18 protein-coding genes are annotated in these 14,633 nt (G+C 58.9%); 13 read left to right on the top strand and 5 right to left on the bottom strand.

Annotation, left to right across the window (positions count from 1 at the left end):
* The first annotated feature begins 130 nt into the window (after positions 1 to 130).
* From E1573_RS26200 to def, 4 genes are all read left to right on the top strand, one after another.
* Positions 131 to 556, top strand: coding sequence for a hypothetical protein (locus E1573_RS26200; RefSeq protein ID WP_133217437.1), 426 nt, complete (start codon positions 131 to 133; stop codon positions 554 to 556).
* Between the two features lie 109 nt (positions 557 to 665).
* Positions 666 to 845 (top strand): CsbD family protein, encoded by a 180-nt coding sequence (locus tag E1573_RS26195; RefSeq protein WP_128322283.1) that lies wholly within the window; start codon positions 666 to 668, stop codon positions 843 to 845.
* 156 nt (positions 846 to 1,001) lie between these two features.
* Positions 1,002 to 1,988 carry a YihY/virulence factor BrkB family protein gene (locus E1573_RS26190; protein WP_133217436.1) on the top strand — a complete coding sequence of 329 codons (987 nt, stop codon included), beginning with the start codon at positions 1,002 to 1,004 and terminating at the stop codon, positions 1,986 to 1,988.
* Positions 1,978 to 2,517 carry a peptide deformylase gene (gene def, locus E1573_RS26185; RefSeq protein ID WP_133217435.1) on the top strand — a complete coding sequence of 180 codons (540 nt, stop codon included), beginning with the start codon at positions 1,978 to 1,980 and terminating at the stop codon, positions 2,515 to 2,517. Before E1573_RS26190 ends, def begins: the two co-directional genes overlap by 11 nt.
* On the opposite strand, the gene E1573_RS26180 is transcribed toward def, so the two are convergent.
* A complete protein-coding gene (locus E1573_RS26180; RefSeq protein WP_165957390.1) occupies positions 2,469 to 2,921 on the bottom strand; it encodes a GNAT family N-acetyltransferase in 453 nt (150 codons plus the stop codon). The two genes, def and E1573_RS26180, sit on opposite strands and share 49 nt — an antisense overlap.
* A gap of 284 nt (positions 2,922 to 3,205) precedes the next feature.
* Here E1573_RS26180 and E1573_RS26175 point away from each other — a divergent pair, with 284 nt between their 5' ends.
* Positions 3,206 to 3,463 (top strand): DUF2790 domain-containing protein, encoded by a 258-nt coding sequence (locus tag E1573_RS26175; RefSeq protein ID WP_133217434.1) that lies wholly within the window; start codon positions 3,206 to 3,208, stop codon positions 3,461 to 3,463.
* Here E1573_RS26175 and ada read toward each other — a convergent pair whose 3' ends face one another.
* Together ada and E1573_RS26165 are read right to left on the bottom strand one after the other, a co-directional pair.
* A complete protein-coding gene (ada, locus tag E1573_RS26170; RefSeq protein WP_133217433.1) occupies positions 3,464 to 4,543 on the bottom strand; it encodes a bifunctional DNA-binding transcriptional regulator/O6-methylguanine-DNA methyltransferase Ada in 1,080 nt (359 codons plus the stop codon).
* A gap of 112 nt (positions 4,544 to 4,655) precedes the next feature.
* A complete protein-coding gene (locus E1573_RS26165) occupies positions 4,656 to 6,002 on the bottom strand; it encodes a PLP-dependent aminotransferase family protein (protein ID WP_133217432.1) in 1,347 nt (448 codons plus the stop codon).
* An 87-nt stretch (positions 6,003 to 6,089) separates the two neighbouring features.
* Between E1573_RS26165 and E1573_RS26160 the strand changes: the two genes are divergently transcribed.
* The 7 genes from E1573_RS26160 to E1573_RS26130 all read left to right on the top strand — a co-directional run bounded on the left by E1573_RS26160 (position 6,090) and on the right by E1573_RS26130 (position 11,268).
* Complete coding sequence (locus E1573_RS26160; protein ID WP_133217431.1) at positions 6,090 to 7,043, top strand: threonine dehydratase; 954 nt, start codon at positions 6,090 to 6,092, stop codon at positions 7,041 to 7,043.
* Positions 7,044 to 7,133: 90 nt separating this feature from the next.
* Complete coding sequence (locus E1573_RS26155) at positions 7,134 to 7,790, top strand: LysE family translocator (protein ID WP_133217430.1); 657 nt, start codon at positions 7,134 to 7,136, stop codon at positions 7,788 to 7,790.
* Positions 7,791 to 8,005: 215 nt separating this feature from the next.
* On the top strand, positions 8,006 to 8,500 hold the full coding sequence (locus E1573_RS26150) for a GyrI-like domain-containing protein (protein WP_133217429.1): 495 nt from the start codon (positions 8,006 to 8,008) through the stop codon (positions 8,498 to 8,500).
* A gap of 191 nt (positions 8,501 to 8,691) precedes the next feature.
* Entirely contained in the window at positions 8,692 to 9,126 is a 435-nt protein-coding gene (locus E1573_RS26145; protein ID WP_133217428.1) for a nuclear transport factor 2 family protein, read from the top strand.
* A 57-nt stretch (positions 9,127 to 9,183) separates the two neighbouring features.
* Positions 9,184 to 9,528 carry a YciI family protein gene (locus E1573_RS26140; RefSeq protein WP_133217427.1) on the top strand — a complete coding sequence of 115 codons (345 nt, stop codon included), beginning with the start codon at positions 9,184 to 9,186 and terminating at the stop codon, positions 9,526 to 9,528.
* A gap of 19 nt (positions 9,529 to 9,547) precedes the next feature.
* Entirely contained in the window at positions 9,548 to 10,033 is a 486-nt protein-coding gene (locus E1573_RS26135; RefSeq protein ID WP_133217426.1) for an SRPBCC family protein, read from the top strand.
* Positions 10,033 to 11,268, top strand: a complete 1,236-nt coding sequence (locus tag E1573_RS26130; RefSeq protein WP_133217425.1) for an RNA polymerase sigma factor — start codon at positions 10,033 to 10,035, stop codon at positions 11,266 to 11,268. The genes E1573_RS26135 and E1573_RS26130 overlap by 1 nt, the downstream gene beginning before the upstream one ends.
* 2 nt (positions 11,269 to 11,270) lie before the next feature.
* Here the strand turns inward: E1573_RS26130 and E1573_RS26125 are convergent, their stop codons facing one another.
* Together E1573_RS26125 and E1573_RS26120 are read right to left on the bottom strand one after the other, a co-directional pair.
* Complete coding sequence (locus tag E1573_RS26125; protein ID WP_133217424.1) at positions 11,271 to 11,741, bottom strand: MaoC family dehydratase; 471 nt, start codon at positions 11,739 to 11,741, stop codon at positions 11,271 to 11,273.
* A 34-nt stretch (positions 11,742 to 11,775) separates the two neighbouring features.
* A complete protein-coding gene (locus E1573_RS26120) occupies positions 11,776 to 12,720 on the bottom strand; it encodes an alpha/beta hydrolase (RefSeq protein ID WP_133217423.1) in 945 nt (314 codons plus the stop codon).
* Positions 12,721 to 12,929: 209 nt separating this feature from the next.
* Here E1573_RS26120 and fadD2 point away from each other — a divergent pair, with 209 nt between their 5' ends.
* On the top strand, positions 12,930 to 14,618 hold the full coding sequence (gene fadD2 / locus E1573_RS26115) for a long-chain-fatty-acid--CoA ligase FadD2 (RefSeq protein ID WP_133217422.1): 1,689 nt from the start codon (positions 12,930 to 12,932) through the stop codon (positions 14,616 to 14,618).
* Positions 14,619 to 14,633: the final 15 nt, after the last annotated feature.

The raw sequence follows: 14,633 nt of genomic DNA, 5'->3' as shown, positions 1-14,633 counted from the left end.
CTATTGTGCTGGCATCGCGAAGAAACATAAAGCGGCGCGCGCGTGCCGGGAACTTCTCTACAGCTTTGATCTCAATTTGATGGCGCATTTAAGTGCTGTCGTTGTTGACGAGCCCCAAGGAAGATGACCGATGAAAGTAGTGTTGGCCCTGTTGATGTTGCTCAGCAGTTACGCGTATGCCGGTTGCGGCAGTATCCGTGACGCTGACCAGCGCAACTATTGCTATGCCAGAGACGGCGGAAGCGGCTGTGGTTCCATCCGCGATTCTGACCTGCGCAATGCCTGTTACGCCGAAACCCGTGGCAGTGGCTGTGGCTCGATTTCCGACAGCGACCAACGCAACTATTGCTATGCCAAGCAGCGCGGCAGTGGCTGTGGTTCCATCCGCGATTCTGACCTGCGCAATGCCTGCTATGCCGAAACCCGGGGGAGCGGCTGCGGTTCGATTTCCGACAGCGACCAACGCAACTATTGCTATGCCAAGCAAGGCAAGGGTGGTTGCGGGAGCATTCGAGACAATGACCTGCGCAACCAGTGCCAGGCGTTAAAACCTTGATAGACCAGCGATTTCGCCGCCGGGAAAATAATTGAAACTCTGCCAAGCGGCCATGGGTCCACTGACTGTCAATGCTGACAGCCCGTTTTTCCACTTCAGGAGAACACCCATGAGTGGCACTAAAGATAAAGTCAAAGGTATGGCCAACGAAGCGGTTGGTAACATCAAGCAAGGCATCGGCAAGGTCACCGACAATGATCGTCTACGCGCCGAAGGCAAGGCCCAGGAGATTAAAGGCGAAGCCCAGCAAGTGGCCGGCAAGGTCAAGGATGCAGTGAAAAAGCCTTGATTATTGTAGGAAGAAATTGCGCAGCGGCCGCCGAGGGTGGCCGTTGTGTTATCTGCAGCATTCAATAGCAACTTCGCGTCGATCGTCGTTTAGACTTTACTGCAGACGCTAGTAAAGAACCGTGGCCATGACCCTCAATTGGCGAAAGGAGACGCTATGATTTTCCCCGACCTGCGCGGTTTGCCTTTGCATCGCGTGCTGGTGCGTACCGTCAAAGAGTTTCTCGATGACGAGATGTCGACCTATGCCTCGGCATTGGCCTACCAGATGTTGTTTTCGCTGTTTCCCTTCCTGTTGTTCCTCATTGCCCTGATCGGTTTTCTGCACCTGCCAGATTTCTTCTCCTGGTTGCGTTTGCAGTCTGAGCTGGTCTTGCCGCCTCAGGCCCTGGAGCAGGTCAATCCGGTGATCGACCAGTTGCAGCAGTCCAAAGGCGGTTTGCTTTCGGTGGGTATCGTCATTGCCCTGTGGACGGCTTCGGCGGGCGTGCGGCTGATGATGGGGGCTATGAACGCCGCCTATGACGTGGTCGAGGGTCGGCCGGTATGGAAGCGTATTCCGCTGTCGATCATCTACACCGTGGGCATCGCCGGCATGTTGTTGGCAGCGGCTGCGTTAATGGTGCTGGGGCCGCAGGTCATGGAGTGGATTGCCGCTCAGATCGGCATGCAGGAGTTCATCGTGACCGTATGGACGATACTGCGCTGGCCAGCGATCATCATTCTGATGATGGTGGCGGTGGCACTCATCTACTACGTGATGCCCGATGTCAAACAGGAATTTCGCTTTATCACCCCAGGTTCAGTGCTGGCAGTGGTGGTCTGGATTGTCGCGTCGTTAGCCTTTGGCTATTACGTGAAAACCTTCGCTGACTACAACGCGATGTATGGAAGTATCGGGGCAATTATCGTTTTGCTACTGTACTTCTATATTTCTGCTGCCGTGTTGTTGTTAGGCGCTGAGATGAATGCAGTCATTGAGCATATGTCTACGGAAGGTAAGAATCCGGGTGATAAACAAGTAGGCGACTCAACCGTCGAACATGATAAAAAGCATGTTTCCGGGTTGGGCCGCGATCACTCGCTCGACCACCCGGCCACGCCGGAAGGTGAACCCTTGAGTCGTACATCCCATGATTCGTGACATTCTGAAAATGGGCGATGAGCGCCTGCTGCGCATCGCGCCACCCGTTCCGCAGCACCTGATCGGCAGCGCCGAGCTGAAACAACTGATTGCCGATATGTTCGAAACCATGCGCCATGTGGGCGGTGTTGGCCTGGCTGCGCCGCAGATTGGTGTCGACTTGCAGTTGGTGATCTTTGGCTTCGAACGCAGCGAACGTTACCCGGACGCGGAGCCAGTACCGCAGACCATTCTGCTCAATCCGCTGATCACACCCTTGGGCAGCGAAGTGGAAGACGGCTGGGAAGGCTGCCTGTCGGTGCCGGGGCTGCGCGGTGTGGTGCCGCGCTTTCGTACCATTCGTTATGAAGGCATCGACCCGCAAGGGCAACTGATCGATCGCATCGCCGAGGGCTTCCATGCGCGGGTTGTGCAGCATGAGTGCGATCACTTGATTGGGCGCTTGTACCCGTCGCGCATCCATGATTTCGGCAAGTTCGGTTACACCGATGTGCTGTTTCCCGGGCTTGATCCTGCCGGTGACGACTGAAGGCGAGCCATCGCCACCAGCGGTTTGCTGCGCTGGTAACGCTCGAAGCGTTCCGCCAGCGTGGCAGGCAAGTCTGTGCAGGGGCTGAAGCCCTGGCGCTGATAGAAGGGCGTCAGGTCCGGGTGGCAGAACAGCCAGACGGCACCTTCGCAGTGCTGTAAGGCCGCTTCGATCAAACGGTGGGCAATGTGTTGCCCTCTGAAGGCTTGCGCCACCCATAACCCCGTCAGCCAGTGGCCACCGGGTACTGCGGTCAGGCATAACGCTGCGATAATTTCCTCTGCCCGTGCCACCCAGAGTTGTCCTTGAGCGGCTGCGCGCATCGGCGAGCCCTGGCTTTTGTAGAATTTATTCAGCAGGGGCCGTTCGGGTTCGGTCAGCAGGCAGTAGCGTAAGGTGGTCATGGCAATGTCGCAGCAGCGGCTCTGGTCCGGGCTTTTACACGCAGATGCACCGGCTGTCGAGGGAGAGAATCCCGGCGGATTGTTGCAGATTCTGTAACAGTGAATGTTAAGTTCAGGGATTTAACCGTCTTTGGCAACTAGTAAACTATGTTTGTCCCCACAAGAAACAACAGCGGGACCGGTACTTCGTGTTATGTCCTAATGTTCGATGTAACAACTTCTCCGCGCCTAAGTTGGCCAATGAAGTCAATCGATTAGTTTGATTGCTTTGCAGGCTTATTATTATGAAAAGTTTACTTGTACTTGCGCTTGTTGGTGTGTCTTCTTTGGCGATGGCTGATGAGGTTAAAACAGCCAGCACGCAACCTGTTTATGAACAGTACGATTACTCGACCAACCTGGATATTGCCAAGGTGATCAGTTTGTCGACGCTTCCCAATGTATGTGAAGTTGTGCCGGCAACCATGGTTTACGAAGATCATCAAGGGCAGCGTCATACCCTTGAATACCGTGCCATGGGCAATGGCTGCACCAACGGCTGATCAGCCGGCACTTTTGTCTGACTGACGTTCACGCTCCAGCAGTTGGCGCTTACGCTCAACGCCCCAACGGTAACCCGAGAGGTTGCCGTCGCTGCGCACCACTCGGTGGCAGGGAATGGCCACGGCCAGGGCGTTGGCAGCGCAGGCCTGAGCCACGGCGCGCACCGCTTTGGGGGAGCCAATCCGTTGGGCAATCTCGGCATAGCTGGCGGTCGTGCCCGCCGGAATGCTGCGCAATGCCTGCCAGACCCGCTCCTGAAAGGCCGTGCCACGCAGGTCTAGCGGTAAATCCAGATCGACCCCCGGCACCTCTATCAAGCCCACCACTCTGGCCACCAGGCTTTCAAACCCGGCGTCGCCGCCGAGCAAGTCGGCCTTGGGAAACTTGTCTTGTAAATCATCCAGTAACGCTTGCGGGTCATCGCCAAGCAGAATCGCGCAGATCCCGCGTTCGCTTTGCGCCACCAGGATTGCACCCAGCGAGCATTGGCCAATGGCAAAGCGGATCGTGGTATTGGTGCCTCCCGCCCGATAAGCCCCCGGCGTCATGCCCAAGCGGGCATTACTCGATTCGTAAAAACGGCTGTTGGAGTTGAAACCCGCTTGATACAGCGCATCGGTAATGGTGCTGGCGCTGTGCAGTTGGGTGCGCACTTTCCGAGCCCGGTGAGCGCAGGCATACGCCTTGGGCGTTACCCCAGTGATGGCCTTGAACACCCGGTGAAAGTGATAAGGGCTCATGCTCAGGTGTTCGGCCAGTTGATTGAGGCTGGGGGCGGATTCGGCACTTTCGATCAACTGGCAGGCTCGGGTGACCTGCGCCCGATGCTGCTCGGCCATCAGCGTCTGGTCGGCTGCACGGCGTTTGCTTGGGCGATAGCCTGCGGCTTCAGCTTCGGCTGCGGTGTCGAAGAACTCGATATTGTCGATACGCGGCAGACGCGAGCTGCTACTGGGTCGACAGTACACACCGGTGGTACGCACGGCGTACACAAACGCCTGGTCGGCTGCCGGGTCGCGGGCCAGGATCGCTTGCCAGCGTGGATCGGTTTCGCTGATGCGGGGTTTGTCGTGGTTCATACCGGGACGCTCTGGGTGAGAAGTGGTAGGCCCAGCGTAAGCGGTTCGGGTGCGATGAAAACTCCGGGTCTTGCGTTCGAACTCGGGGGCTCGGCCTGGCTGAGCAATCTACTCATACTGCCTCCATGGCCTGGGCTACCCGTACCAGGGCCTGTTTCAGTTGTGCCCGGCTGCTGGCGGCCGACAGGCTGATGCGCACGGCCGATTGTTCGCTCGGTTTAACCGCGAAAACATCCACCGGTACCACTTCGACCGCGTTGGCCCGGCAACGCTGCACCAGCGTCTGAGCCGGTACCGGGCAACGCAACCAAACATGCGGTGACGGATGCTGCGCATACAGCCGGTCACTCCCCAACAGCCGACGCGCCAGGCGCCAGCGTTGTTCAATCTCTTCGCGTTGCCAGGCCAAGCGGCGGCTTGCCGTACCGTCGCTGATCCAGCGACAAGCAATCTGCAGATTCAGCGGCGATACCTGCCAGTGAGTGGCCTGGGCATGGGGATCAACTTTGGCCAGCAGCCGTGGGTCGGCAACGATCCAGCCCAAGCGCAGCCCGGCCGCCACGGTTTTCGACAAACTGCTGATCAGTATTCCCTGTTGCCCAAGTAATGGCCACAGCGGCGGCTGATCGCTCAGCGCACCATACACGTCATCCTCGATCAGCAGCAGATCATGTCGCCGCACCACCTCGGCAATGGCGTGCTGACGTTCACGCCCCATACAGGCACCGGTGGGGTTCTGCAGGCTCGGCGTGAGCACCACCACCCGTGCCCCTGTTGCCCGTGCAACCCGGTCAAGGTCATCGGGGAGAATGCCTTGGTCGTCCTGGGCGACACCGTGCAGAGGCAGGCGTAGCTGTCGGCAAGCGGCTTTAATGCCCGGCGCGGTCAGGGCTTCGACCAGTACGGGCTCACCGGCCTGGCACAGCGACAGCAGTAAACTGAACAGTCCCTGCTGGGCACCGCCACACAGCAGCACTTGGCTGGCGCTCAGGTGCAGGCCGCGATTGGCCAGCCAGGCAGCGCCTTGTGCCTGGGCCATCAACAGTGCCTCGGCGCTCAGGTAGTGTTCCAGGCTGCGTAACTCACCTTCCTGCAACAGCGCCTGCACGGTGTGTTCGATGTCGCGATTGTCGGGATCGATCACCGGCACGTTGGTCGACAAATCGATCAGCTGAGCCGACCCGTTGTTCTGTTTGAGGTGAAACAGCGTCGCCTCTTTGCTGCCGGCCAGCACATAAGTACCGCGCCCGACCTCGCCACTGACCAGATGTCGCACCGCCGCTTCACGATAGGCTTGTTGAGTGGTACTGGGGTTGAGCCCCAGCGCCCAGGCCAGGCGCCGCTGTGGTGGCAGGCGTTCCCCCACCTTCAGGTCGCCACGTTCGATGGCATCGGCAATGGCATCGACCAGCGCCAGATAACGCGGTTGTTCGGTGTCGGGAAGGGTGGGGGTCCACATTTATTGTTGGCCATGCAATATAAGGTTTTACCCATACAATGCCCCGGCGCTAGGATCAGGTCAAACCCACTGCGACCGAGGTGTTCCATGTTCGACTTGAGTGCCCTGCGTGAAGCTGCCCGCCTGGTGCATGCCAGCGTGCCCGCTACTGCTCAATATGCCTGGCCAAGGCTGGCCGAGCGGCTGGGGTGCGAGGTGTGGGTCAAACATGAGAACCATGCGCCAACGGGTGCGTTCAAGGTGCGGGGCGGCCTGCTCTATGTGCAGTGGCTGCTTGAGCAGAAGCCGCAGGTGCGAGGCCTGGTTACGGCTACCCGTGGCAACCACGGCCAGAGCATGGCCCTGGCTGCACGTACGGCCGGGTTGCCGATAATCATCGTGGTGCCGCAAGGAAACTCCCGCGAAAAAAACGCGGCCATGCGTGCGCAAGGCGCCGAGCTGATCGAATACGGCGCTGATTTCGATCAGGCCCGCGAAGAGGCCGCACGCCAGGCGCAGTTGCATGACTATGAAATGGTGCCGTCCTTTCACCCGCAACTGGTGCGCGGAGTCGCCACCTATGCGCTGGAACTGTTTGATGCAGTTGCCGACCTGGATTGCGTGTACGTACCGATTGGCATGGGGTCGGGTATTTGCGGGCTGATTCAGGCGCGCAACCTGCTGGGGCTGCGTACCGAAATTGTTGGCGTGGTCTCCAGCGAAGCCGACGCCTTTGCCTTGAGCTTCGAGCAAGGTCGCATCGTCACCACCGCCACGGCCAATACTTTTGCCGACGGCATGGCCTGCCGCATGCCAGTGCCCGAAGCCTTCGACATCATCCACCAGCACGCTGCGCGAATCGTCAGGGTCAGCGACGACGAGATTGCTCAGGCCATGCGCATTTACCACGAAGATACGCACAACACCGCAGAAGGTGCGGGTGCGGCGGGGCTGGCGGCGTTGATGCATGAACGTGAGCGTCAGCGGGGGCGCAAGGTGGCCGTGGTGCTCAGTGGCGCCAATGTTGATCGGCAGCGTTATGCGCAGGTGTTGGCGGGCTGAAGTGCAGGGCAATTTTTTCCAATACAACGCAAGGTGTTTCCCGCTTTAATGGCGCCTGCTTTCAACACCCCCGCCTTTAACGGAACGCCCATGCCTTTCTCCAATGGATTTTTGCTCAGCCTGTCCCTGTGTCTGGATATCGGTATCGCCAATATCGCCATGATTACCCTGGCGATGCAGCGTGGATTTATGCAGGGCTTGTGGCTTGGCTTGGGTACTTGTGTCGGTGATCTGTTGTTTGCGATCGCGGCGCTGGCAGGCATGACCGTGTTGCTGCAGTTTGAGACCGTACGCTGGGTGTTGTGGGTGGGCGGTTCGGTGATGCTGGTGTGGTTCGCGGTGAAGATGTTCCTGGCTGCCTGGCGTGGAGAAGGGCAAGTGCAGCCCGGCCAAGTGGTGGTGGAGTCGTCCTGGCGTGAGTTTTTGCGCGGGATTTTCCTGGCCATGTCGTCGCCTAGCTCGATTCTCTGGTTCGCAGCCGTCGGTGGTGTGCTGATTTCGCGTTCCGGGGGTGGCAGCCTGGCGGACGCCAGTCTGTTCTTGACTGGCTTCTTTGCCGCCGGGGTGCTCTGGTGTATGTCGTTGTGCTTCATAGCCAGTCATGGTGGGCGACTGTTAGGTAACCGCCTGCTGACCTGGTGCTACCTGCTGTCGGCGGCGATTTTCTGCTATTTCGCGGTTTATGTGATTGTGTCGGGTTACCGTGAGTTCATCCTCGCCGTGCCGGCGGCCACAGCGGGACTATAATCAGTCGGGGTACCCGTGTGCAGGTGCCGTCAGGCCGGAGGATCTTTGACATGAAAGGTCTTGATGCGAAAAAAATGGCCAAGAAAAAACCTCTGAAAACCGCTGAAGAAAAACGTGCCGCCAAACGCGCCAAACGCTCGGCCGCTAGTGGTTTTCTTCCATGACAATGACCCGGAGCCCCGCAAGGGGCTCCTTGTTCACATAAGGCAAAGGATATGTCGACCCCGATTGATGCTGCTGTGCACCCCGTACGTTTTGAACACTCCGATGCCTTCACAATTGCGGGTATTGGCGGGCGCTTCACGGCGGCTACGATCAGTAGCATTCCTGAGTTATGGCAGCGTTTCGAACCGCATATAGGCCGGGTGCCTGGGCAGGTTGGCACTTACACTTATGGCGTGTGCTGTAACGCTGACGGTAAAGGTCACTTTGATTACATCGCTGGCGTACAGGTTGCCGATGGCGATGTAGTACCCGCTGACTTCCAGCAGGTTCACCTCAAACCGCAACGCTATGCGGTGTTCGAACATCACGGCAGCCTCGACAATCTCAAGGCAACTTTCCAGGCCATCTGGAACGACTGGTTGCCCGCTTCTGGCGAGCAGGCCGCCCACGCCCCGGAGTTTGAGCGCTATGGCAAGGACTTCGATCCATTTGACAGCCGTAGCGTGATGGAAATCTGGCTGCCACTGCAAACACGGCCGAACTAACGCAAATCCGGTAGGAGCGGGCTTGCCCCGCGATGCGATGTGACTTACAGACCGTGATCGCGGGGCAAGCCTGCTCCTACTGTGAAAAATTCTCACTGCCCCTGTCGATTCCTGGCCTCGTCATTCGACCATCTTTGAACGCGCCGATTACTTCGGCGCCCGAAGCTTGTCGAAGCACTGAGGACATGACCATGAGCAATGCTGCCGAGAGTGAAATCCGCCAACTGATCGAAGGCTGGATCCCCGCCGTCCGCGTGCGGGACATTTCAGCTATCACAGCTCCCTATGCCGATGACATTGTGGCCTTCGACGCCGTCAAAGCCTTGCAGTTCAAGGGCAAGGCCGCCTATCAGGCCCACTGGCAGGCCTGCATGGAGCATTGCCAAGGCGACATGATTTTCGAAATAGAACAGCTGCAGATCCATGCAACTCCAGACCTGGCACTGGCACATTGGCTCAATCTCTGTGGGCCTGCCCGCGAAGAGGGGGGGGAAGACAAGAGCTGCTACATGCGCGTGACGGCCGGGTACAAGCGCATCGATGGGCAATGGAAAGTCATTCACGAGCACTGGTCGGCGCCCTTCGACATGGAGACTGGCGCCGCGCTGTTCTCACTCAAGCCTTGACCTGAGCAGCTTGAGGGTTATGCCGAATTGCACTGTGCCGCTGCGCTGGAGACGACGATGAAATACCTATGCCTGGTCTATTGTGAAGAAGGGCTGTTGCACAGCCTGCCCGACAGTCCCGCCGATGCCGAGTGCATGGCCTATGCCGAATCGATCCAGGGCAGTGGGCGGATGCTGGCGGCCGAAGCGCTCAAGCCGGTGCAAACCGCAACCACCGTGCGGGTGCGTGGCGGGCATATGAGCCTGACCGACGGACCATTTGCCGAGACCAAGGAGCAATTGGCGGGCTTTTACCTGGTAGATGCCCGTGACTTGAACGAAGCCCTGAACATTGCCAAGGGCATTCCTGCCGCCAGGGTGGGCAGCATCGAAGTGAGGCCGATCCGCGAGTTGCAACCCTAAAGTGCAGGAGAACCACAAGATGAGCTTTCAACCACCCGGGGCAGCGCAACATGAGCTGTTTCTTTCCCGTTTGATCGACGCGCCGCGCAGCAAGGTGTTCCGGGCCTGGACCGAACCCGATCTGTTGGCTCGTTGGTGGGGCCCCAACGGCATGACCACGCCCTTGTGCGAAATGCAGTTGTGGGTGGGTGGTTTGTTTCGCACAGTGATGCAGGCGCCCGATGGCGCCGAGTACCCCAATCAGGGCGTGTTTCTGGAAATCGTCAGCCCTGAGCGGATCGTCTTCACCGATGCCTTCGGGCCGGGCTGGGTGCCATCGAACAAGGCCTTCATGACGGCTGTGGTGACCTTTGAAGATGTCAAAGGCAAAACCCAGTACACCGCACGGGCCTGGCACTGGAATGCCACCGATTGCCTGGCCCATGAAGAGATGGGCTTTCATCGCGGCTGGGGTGAAAGCCTGGATCGGCTGGTGACCTTGGTGACCACTCAGATGCCGGGCTGATGACGAATACGGGCCAGGTACGGGCCGAAGTCGAGTCGGTGTACAAGCACGAGTCGCGCCGCATTCTGGCGACCTTGATTCGCTTGCTGGGTGATTTCGACTTGGCCGAGGAGGCCATGCACGAAGCGTTTTTTGTTGCCGTCGAGCGCTGGCAGCGCGATGGCATTCCGGCCAATCCGCGCGCCTGGCTGGTGTCTACCGGGCGCTTCAAAGCCATTGATGGCTTGCGTCGGCGTGCGCGCTTCGACCGCTCTCAGACGCAATTGATCATGGCGCTAGAGGCGCAGCAGGAGGATGAGGTGACAGCCGAGGAGCTGGAGGACGATCGTCTGCGCCTGATTTTCACCTGTTGCCATCCTGCGTTGGCCGACGATGCCCAGGTGCCGTTGACCTTGCGTGAAGTCTGCGACCTGACCACCGAAGAAATCGCCCGGGCCTTTTTGCTCAGCCCGGCAACCATTGCCCAGCGCATCGTGCGGGCCAAGGCCAAGATCCGTGATGCGCAGATTCCGTATCAGGTACCGTCGCTGGCGGAATTGCCTGAGAGACTGGATAACGTCTTGCGCGTTATTTATCTGGTATTCAACGAGGGCTATTCGGCGTCCTCGGGCGACAACTTGATGCGCAACGACCTGAGCGATGAAGCCATCCGCCTGGGGCGGCTGTTGCAGCAATTATTGCCTGACCCGGAAGTCCTCGGCTTGTTGGCATTGATGCTGCTGCAGGCGTCGCGGCAGGCTGCGCGCAGCGATGCCAATGGCGAAATGATCCTGCTGGACCAACAGGATCGCAGCTTGTGGAACCGTCAGTTGATTGCCGAGGGCAGCCAATTGGTGCAGCAGGCGCTGCGCAGCCAGCGTTTCGGGGTGTACACCTTGCAGGCAGCGATAGCCGCCGTGCATGCCGAAGCGGCTAGTGCACAAGAAACCGACTGGGAAGAAATCGTGGGTTTGTATGATGTGTTGTTGCGTGGTTGGCCTTCACCCGTGGTGGAGCTCAACCGTGCTGCGGCACTGGCCAGCCGCGATGGGCCCCAAGCCGGGCTGTTGGCCGTGGAGGCGATTCTGGCGCGAGGCCAGTTGCAGGATTATCACCTGGCCCATGCCGCCCGTGCCGAACTCTGTCGGCAATTAGGGCGGCTGGATCAGGCGCGCGATGCCTACCGCACGGCATTGGGCCTGACGCAGCAGGGGGCCGAGCGGCGCTTTATCGAACGGCGCCTGAGTGAGCTATAGCATCAACCAACGCTGATTGCTGGCGGGCTGACCAGGTCGACGGTTTGTTGCTTGCGCGGCGCCAGGATCTGCGCTTCACCGTCAACCACCAACTCGTCGTGCTGATTGAACACGCGTGTGGCAATGCGCACTTTGAACTTGGGCAGCTTTTCGAGGATTTCCAGGCGGACGGTGAGGGTGTCGCCAATTTTCACCGGTTTCTGGAAGGTCATTTGCTGACCCAGGTAGATGGTGCCCGGGCCAGGCAGCTCGCAGGCCACCGCAGCGCTGATCAGCGCGCCACTGAACATGCCGTGAGCGATGCGCTCCTTGAACATGCTCTTGGCGGCGAACTCGGAATCCAGATGCACCGGGTTGTGGTCACCGGACATGGCAGCGAACAGCTGGATATCACGTTCTTCGACGGTCTTGCTGAAGCTGGCGGTCTGGCCGACTTCGAGGGCTTCGTAAGGCGTGTTGGTGACCTGGGTCATCATTGGTTTCCTGCAGGGGACAAGGGCGCGGTCATCATTCGCTGCGGGCAGGTCGGCACAGGGCCAACGTTTGCTCCAGCCAGGCGATGATGGCGGCCGTGACCTCGTCACGGTTGGTTTCATTGAGCAGTTCATGTCGCGCTTGCGGGTACAGCTGCAACTGCACATGCTGATTGCCAGCCAGGCGCAATGCACCGGCCAGATCTTTGAGACGCTTGCCGGCACTGACCGGATCACATTCACCGCCCATGACCAGAATCGGCAGGTTCGGATCGATCTGTTTGAGGTTGGCCGGCTGGCTGATTTGCTCCAGGCCCATCAGCAAATCGATCCACAAACGGTTGCTGCAGCGAAAGCCGCACAGCGGGTCGTTGACGTAGCGATCGACTTCAGCGCTGTCGCGGCTGAGCCAGTCGAATGCCGTTCGGTTTGGTTTGAACGCTTTGTTGAAGGATCCGAACGACAACCAATCGATCAGCCCACTATGCCCCAACGGCCCCTGGCGCCAGGCTTCCAGGCGGGCAATCAGGCAGGCGGAGCGGTACAGCGCCGGGGGCTGGAAGTTCGAACCGCTGAGAATTGCCCCTTGCAGGCTGGCACCGTGGTGCATCAGGTACGCCTGGGCGATGTAGCTGCCCATACTGTGGCCGAAAAGGAACACCGGTGTACCGGGAAACTGCTGGCCGATGTGCTGGTTGAGCAAACCCAGGTCGTTGACCACCGCGCTCCAGCCATTGTGGCGGGCGAACAGCCCCAACGTACCGAGTTCAGCGGTACGGCCATGACCGCGCTGGTCATGGGCAAGCAAGGCAAAGCCTGCTGCGCTCAGGGCCTGGCCCAGGCGTTGGTAGCGACCGGCATGTTCGGCCATACCATGGGCCAGCAGCACCACCGCCTTGATTGGCGTGCTCGGCAGCCATTGGTAGACATACAGGCTGCAATGATCGCTGGCCGGTAACCAGAACGCATCGTGGTGCATGGCGAGTCCTTGTGCGCACAGATGAGAAAGTCAGCTCAGTGTATAACTCAAGCACGCAATCGAAGAGCAGCGACAAACTAGATTCACAATGTTAATGACAGCGCTTGGCATATTTGCCACCTGCGGCATACCTGTTAACGTCGGCACAACACCCTCTATGCCAAGTAGGCGAGAGGGCAGAAGCGGCTCAGGTATGAGGATAAGAATAAATGCAGGCTGATTTCTGGAATGACAAGCGCCCGGCGGGTGTTCCTTCGAACATTGACATGAATGCTTACAAGTCTGTTGTCGAAGTATTCGAGCGCTCTTGCAAGAAGTTTGCTGACCGTCCGGCGTTCAGCAACCTGGGGGTAACCCTGACGTATGCCGAGCTGGACCGCTACTCGGCGGCCTTTGCCGCGTATCTGCAGCAATACACTGACTTGGTGCCGGGCGACCGCATCGCGGTGCAGATGCCCAATGTGCTGCAGTACCCGATTGCCGTGTTCGGCGCGATGCGTGCCGGGCTGATTGTGGTCAACACCAACCCGTTGTATACCGCGCGTGAAATGCGCCACCAGTTCAAGGACTCCGGCGCCCGAGCCTTGGTGTACCTGAACATGTTCGGCAAACTGGTGCAGGAGGTGCTGCCTGACACCAGCATCGACTTTCTGATTGAAGCGAAGATGGGTGACATGCTGCCTGCCGCCAAAGGCTGGCTGGTCAACACCATTGTGGCCAAAGTCAAAAAGATGGTGCCGGACTACCAATTGCCCCAGGCGATTTCCTTCAAGAGTGCGCTCAGCCAAGGGCGTGGCATGGTGCCGAAACAGGTGGCCCTGAGCCTCGATGATATCGCTGTGCTGCAGTACACCGGCGGCACCACCGGCCTGGCCAAGGGCGCAATGCTGACTCACGGCAACCTGGTGGCCAACATGCTCCAGGTACTGGCGGTGTTCTCTCAGCATGGCGACGACGGTCAGCGCCTGATCAAAGAAGGTCAGGAGGTGATGATTGCGCCACTGCCGCTCTACCATATCTATGCCTTTACCGCGAACTGCATGTGCATGATGGTGACCGGCAACCACAACGTATTGATCACCAACCCACGGGACATTCCCGGCTTTATCAAAGAGCTGAAAAAGTGGAAGTTCTCAGGGTTGTTGGGGCTGAACACCTTGTTCGTGGCGCTGATGAATCATCCGGAGTTCAAGAACCTGGACTTCTCTGCACTTAAAGTCACCAACTCCGGTGGCACCGCGCTGGTTACCGCCACGGCCGAACGCTGGGAAAGCCTTACCGGCTGCCGCATCGTTGAAGGCTATGGACTGACCGAAACCTCACCGGTGGCAAGTACCAACCCCTACGGGAAGCTTGCCCGCCTGGGCACAGTGGGGATTCCGGTGCCGGGGACGGCATTCAAAGTGATCGACGATGCTGGCAACGAGCAGCCCTTGGGCGAGCGGGGCGAGTTGTGCATCAAGGGGCCTCAAGTCATGAAGGGCTACTGGCAGCACCCAGAGGCCACTGCCGAGGCGCTGGACAGTGAAGGTTGGTTCAAGACCGGTGACATCGCGGTGATCGAACCAGATGGTTTTACCCGGATCGTTGACCGTAAAAAAGACATGATTATTGTGTCGGGATTTAACGTGTACCCGAACGAGATCGAAGAAGTGGTCATGGGCCACCCGCAAGTGGCCAATTGCGCAGTTATCGGTATCCCCGACGAACGCTCCGGCGAAGCCGTGAAGTTGTTTGTGGTGCCGCGCGAGGGTGGTGTGAGCATTGAAGAGCTCAAGGCCTACTGCAAGGCCAATTTCACCGGTTACAAAGTGCCCAAACACATCGTGTTACGTGATTCTTTGCCAATGACCGCAGTAGGCAAAATCCTGCGCCGCGAACTGCGCGATATCGCCTAAAGGCCCTGTAGGAGT

This window comes from Pseudomonas sp. H9 (genome assembly GCF_004353925.1).
Classification (GTDB): domain Bacteria; phylum Pseudomonadota; class Gammaproteobacteria; order Pseudomonadales; family Pseudomonadaceae; genus Aquipseudomonas.
This window is presented reverse-complemented; position numbering and strand designations above follow the sequence as displayed.

Bases quoted from the DNA above. Each gene is read 5' to 3' on its own strand.
- E1573_RS26165 (WP_133217432.1), bottom strand. From the start codon at position 6,002: ATGTGGACCCCCACCCTTCCCGACACCGAACAACCGCGTTATCTGGCG.
- E1573_RS26175 (WP_133217434.1), top strand. From the start codon at position 3,206: ATGAAAAGTTTACTTGTACTTGCGCTTGTTGGTGTGTCTTCTTTGGCG.
- E1573_RS26195 (WP_128322283.1), top strand. From the start codon at position 666: ATGAGTGGCACTAAAGATAAAGTCAAAGGTATGGCCAACGAAGCGGTT.
- E1573_RS26200 (WP_133217437.1), top strand. From the start codon at position 131: ATGAAAGTAGTGTTGGCCCTGTTGATGTTGCTCAGCAGTTACGCGTAT.
- E1573_RS26130 (WP_133217425.1), top strand. From the start codon at position 10,033: ATGACGAATACGGGCCAGGTACGGGCCGAAGTCGAGTCGGTGTACAAG.
- E1573_RS26120 (WP_133217423.1), bottom strand. From the start codon at position 12,720: ATGCACCACGATGCGTTCTGGTTACCGGCCAGCGATCATTGCAGCCTG.
- E1573_RS26145 (WP_133217428.1), top strand. From the start codon at position 8,692: ATGAGCAATGCTGCCGAGAGTGAAATCCGCCAACTGATCGAAGGCTGG.
- E1573_RS26125 (WP_133217424.1), bottom strand. From the start codon at position 11,741: ATGACCCAGGTCACCAACACGCCTTACGAAGCCCTCGAAGTCGGCCAG.
- fadD2 (WP_133217422.1), top strand. From the start codon at position 12,930: ATGCAGGCTGATTTCTGGAATGACAAGCGCCCGGCGGGTGTTCCTTCG.
- E1573_RS26140 (WP_133217427.1), top strand. From the start codon at position 9,184: ATGAAATACCTATGCCTGGTCTATTGTGAAGAAGGGCTGTTGCACAGC.
- E1573_RS26135 (WP_133217426.1), top strand. From the start codon at position 9,548: ATGAGCTTTCAACCACCCGGGGCAGCGCAACATGAGCTGTTTCTTTCC.
- E1573_RS26180 (WP_165957390.1), bottom strand. From the start codon at position 2,921: ATGACCACCTTACGCTACTGCCTGCTGACCGAACCCGAACGGCCCCTG.
- E1573_RS26190 (WP_133217436.1), top strand. From the start codon at position 1,002: ATGATTTTCCCCGACCTGCGCGGTTTGCCTTTGCATCGCGTGCTGGTG.
- E1573_RS26150 (WP_133217429.1), top strand. From the start codon at position 8,006: ATGTCGACCCCGATTGATGCTGCTGTGCACCCCGTACGTTTTGAACAC.
- def (WP_133217435.1), top strand. From the start codon at position 1,978: ATGATTCGTGACATTCTGAAAATGGGCGATGAGCGCCTGCTGCGCATC.
- E1573_RS26155 (WP_133217430.1), top strand. From the start codon at position 7,134: ATGCCTTTCTCCAATGGATTTTTGCTCAGCCTGTCCCTGTGTCTGGAT.
- ada (WP_133217433.1), bottom strand. From the start codon at position 4,543: ATGAACCACGACAAACCCCGCATCAGCGAAACCGATCCACGCTGGCAA.
- E1573_RS26160 (WP_133217431.1), top strand. From the start codon at position 6,090: ATGTTCGACTTGAGTGCCCTGCGTGAAGCTGCCCGCCTGGTGCATGCC.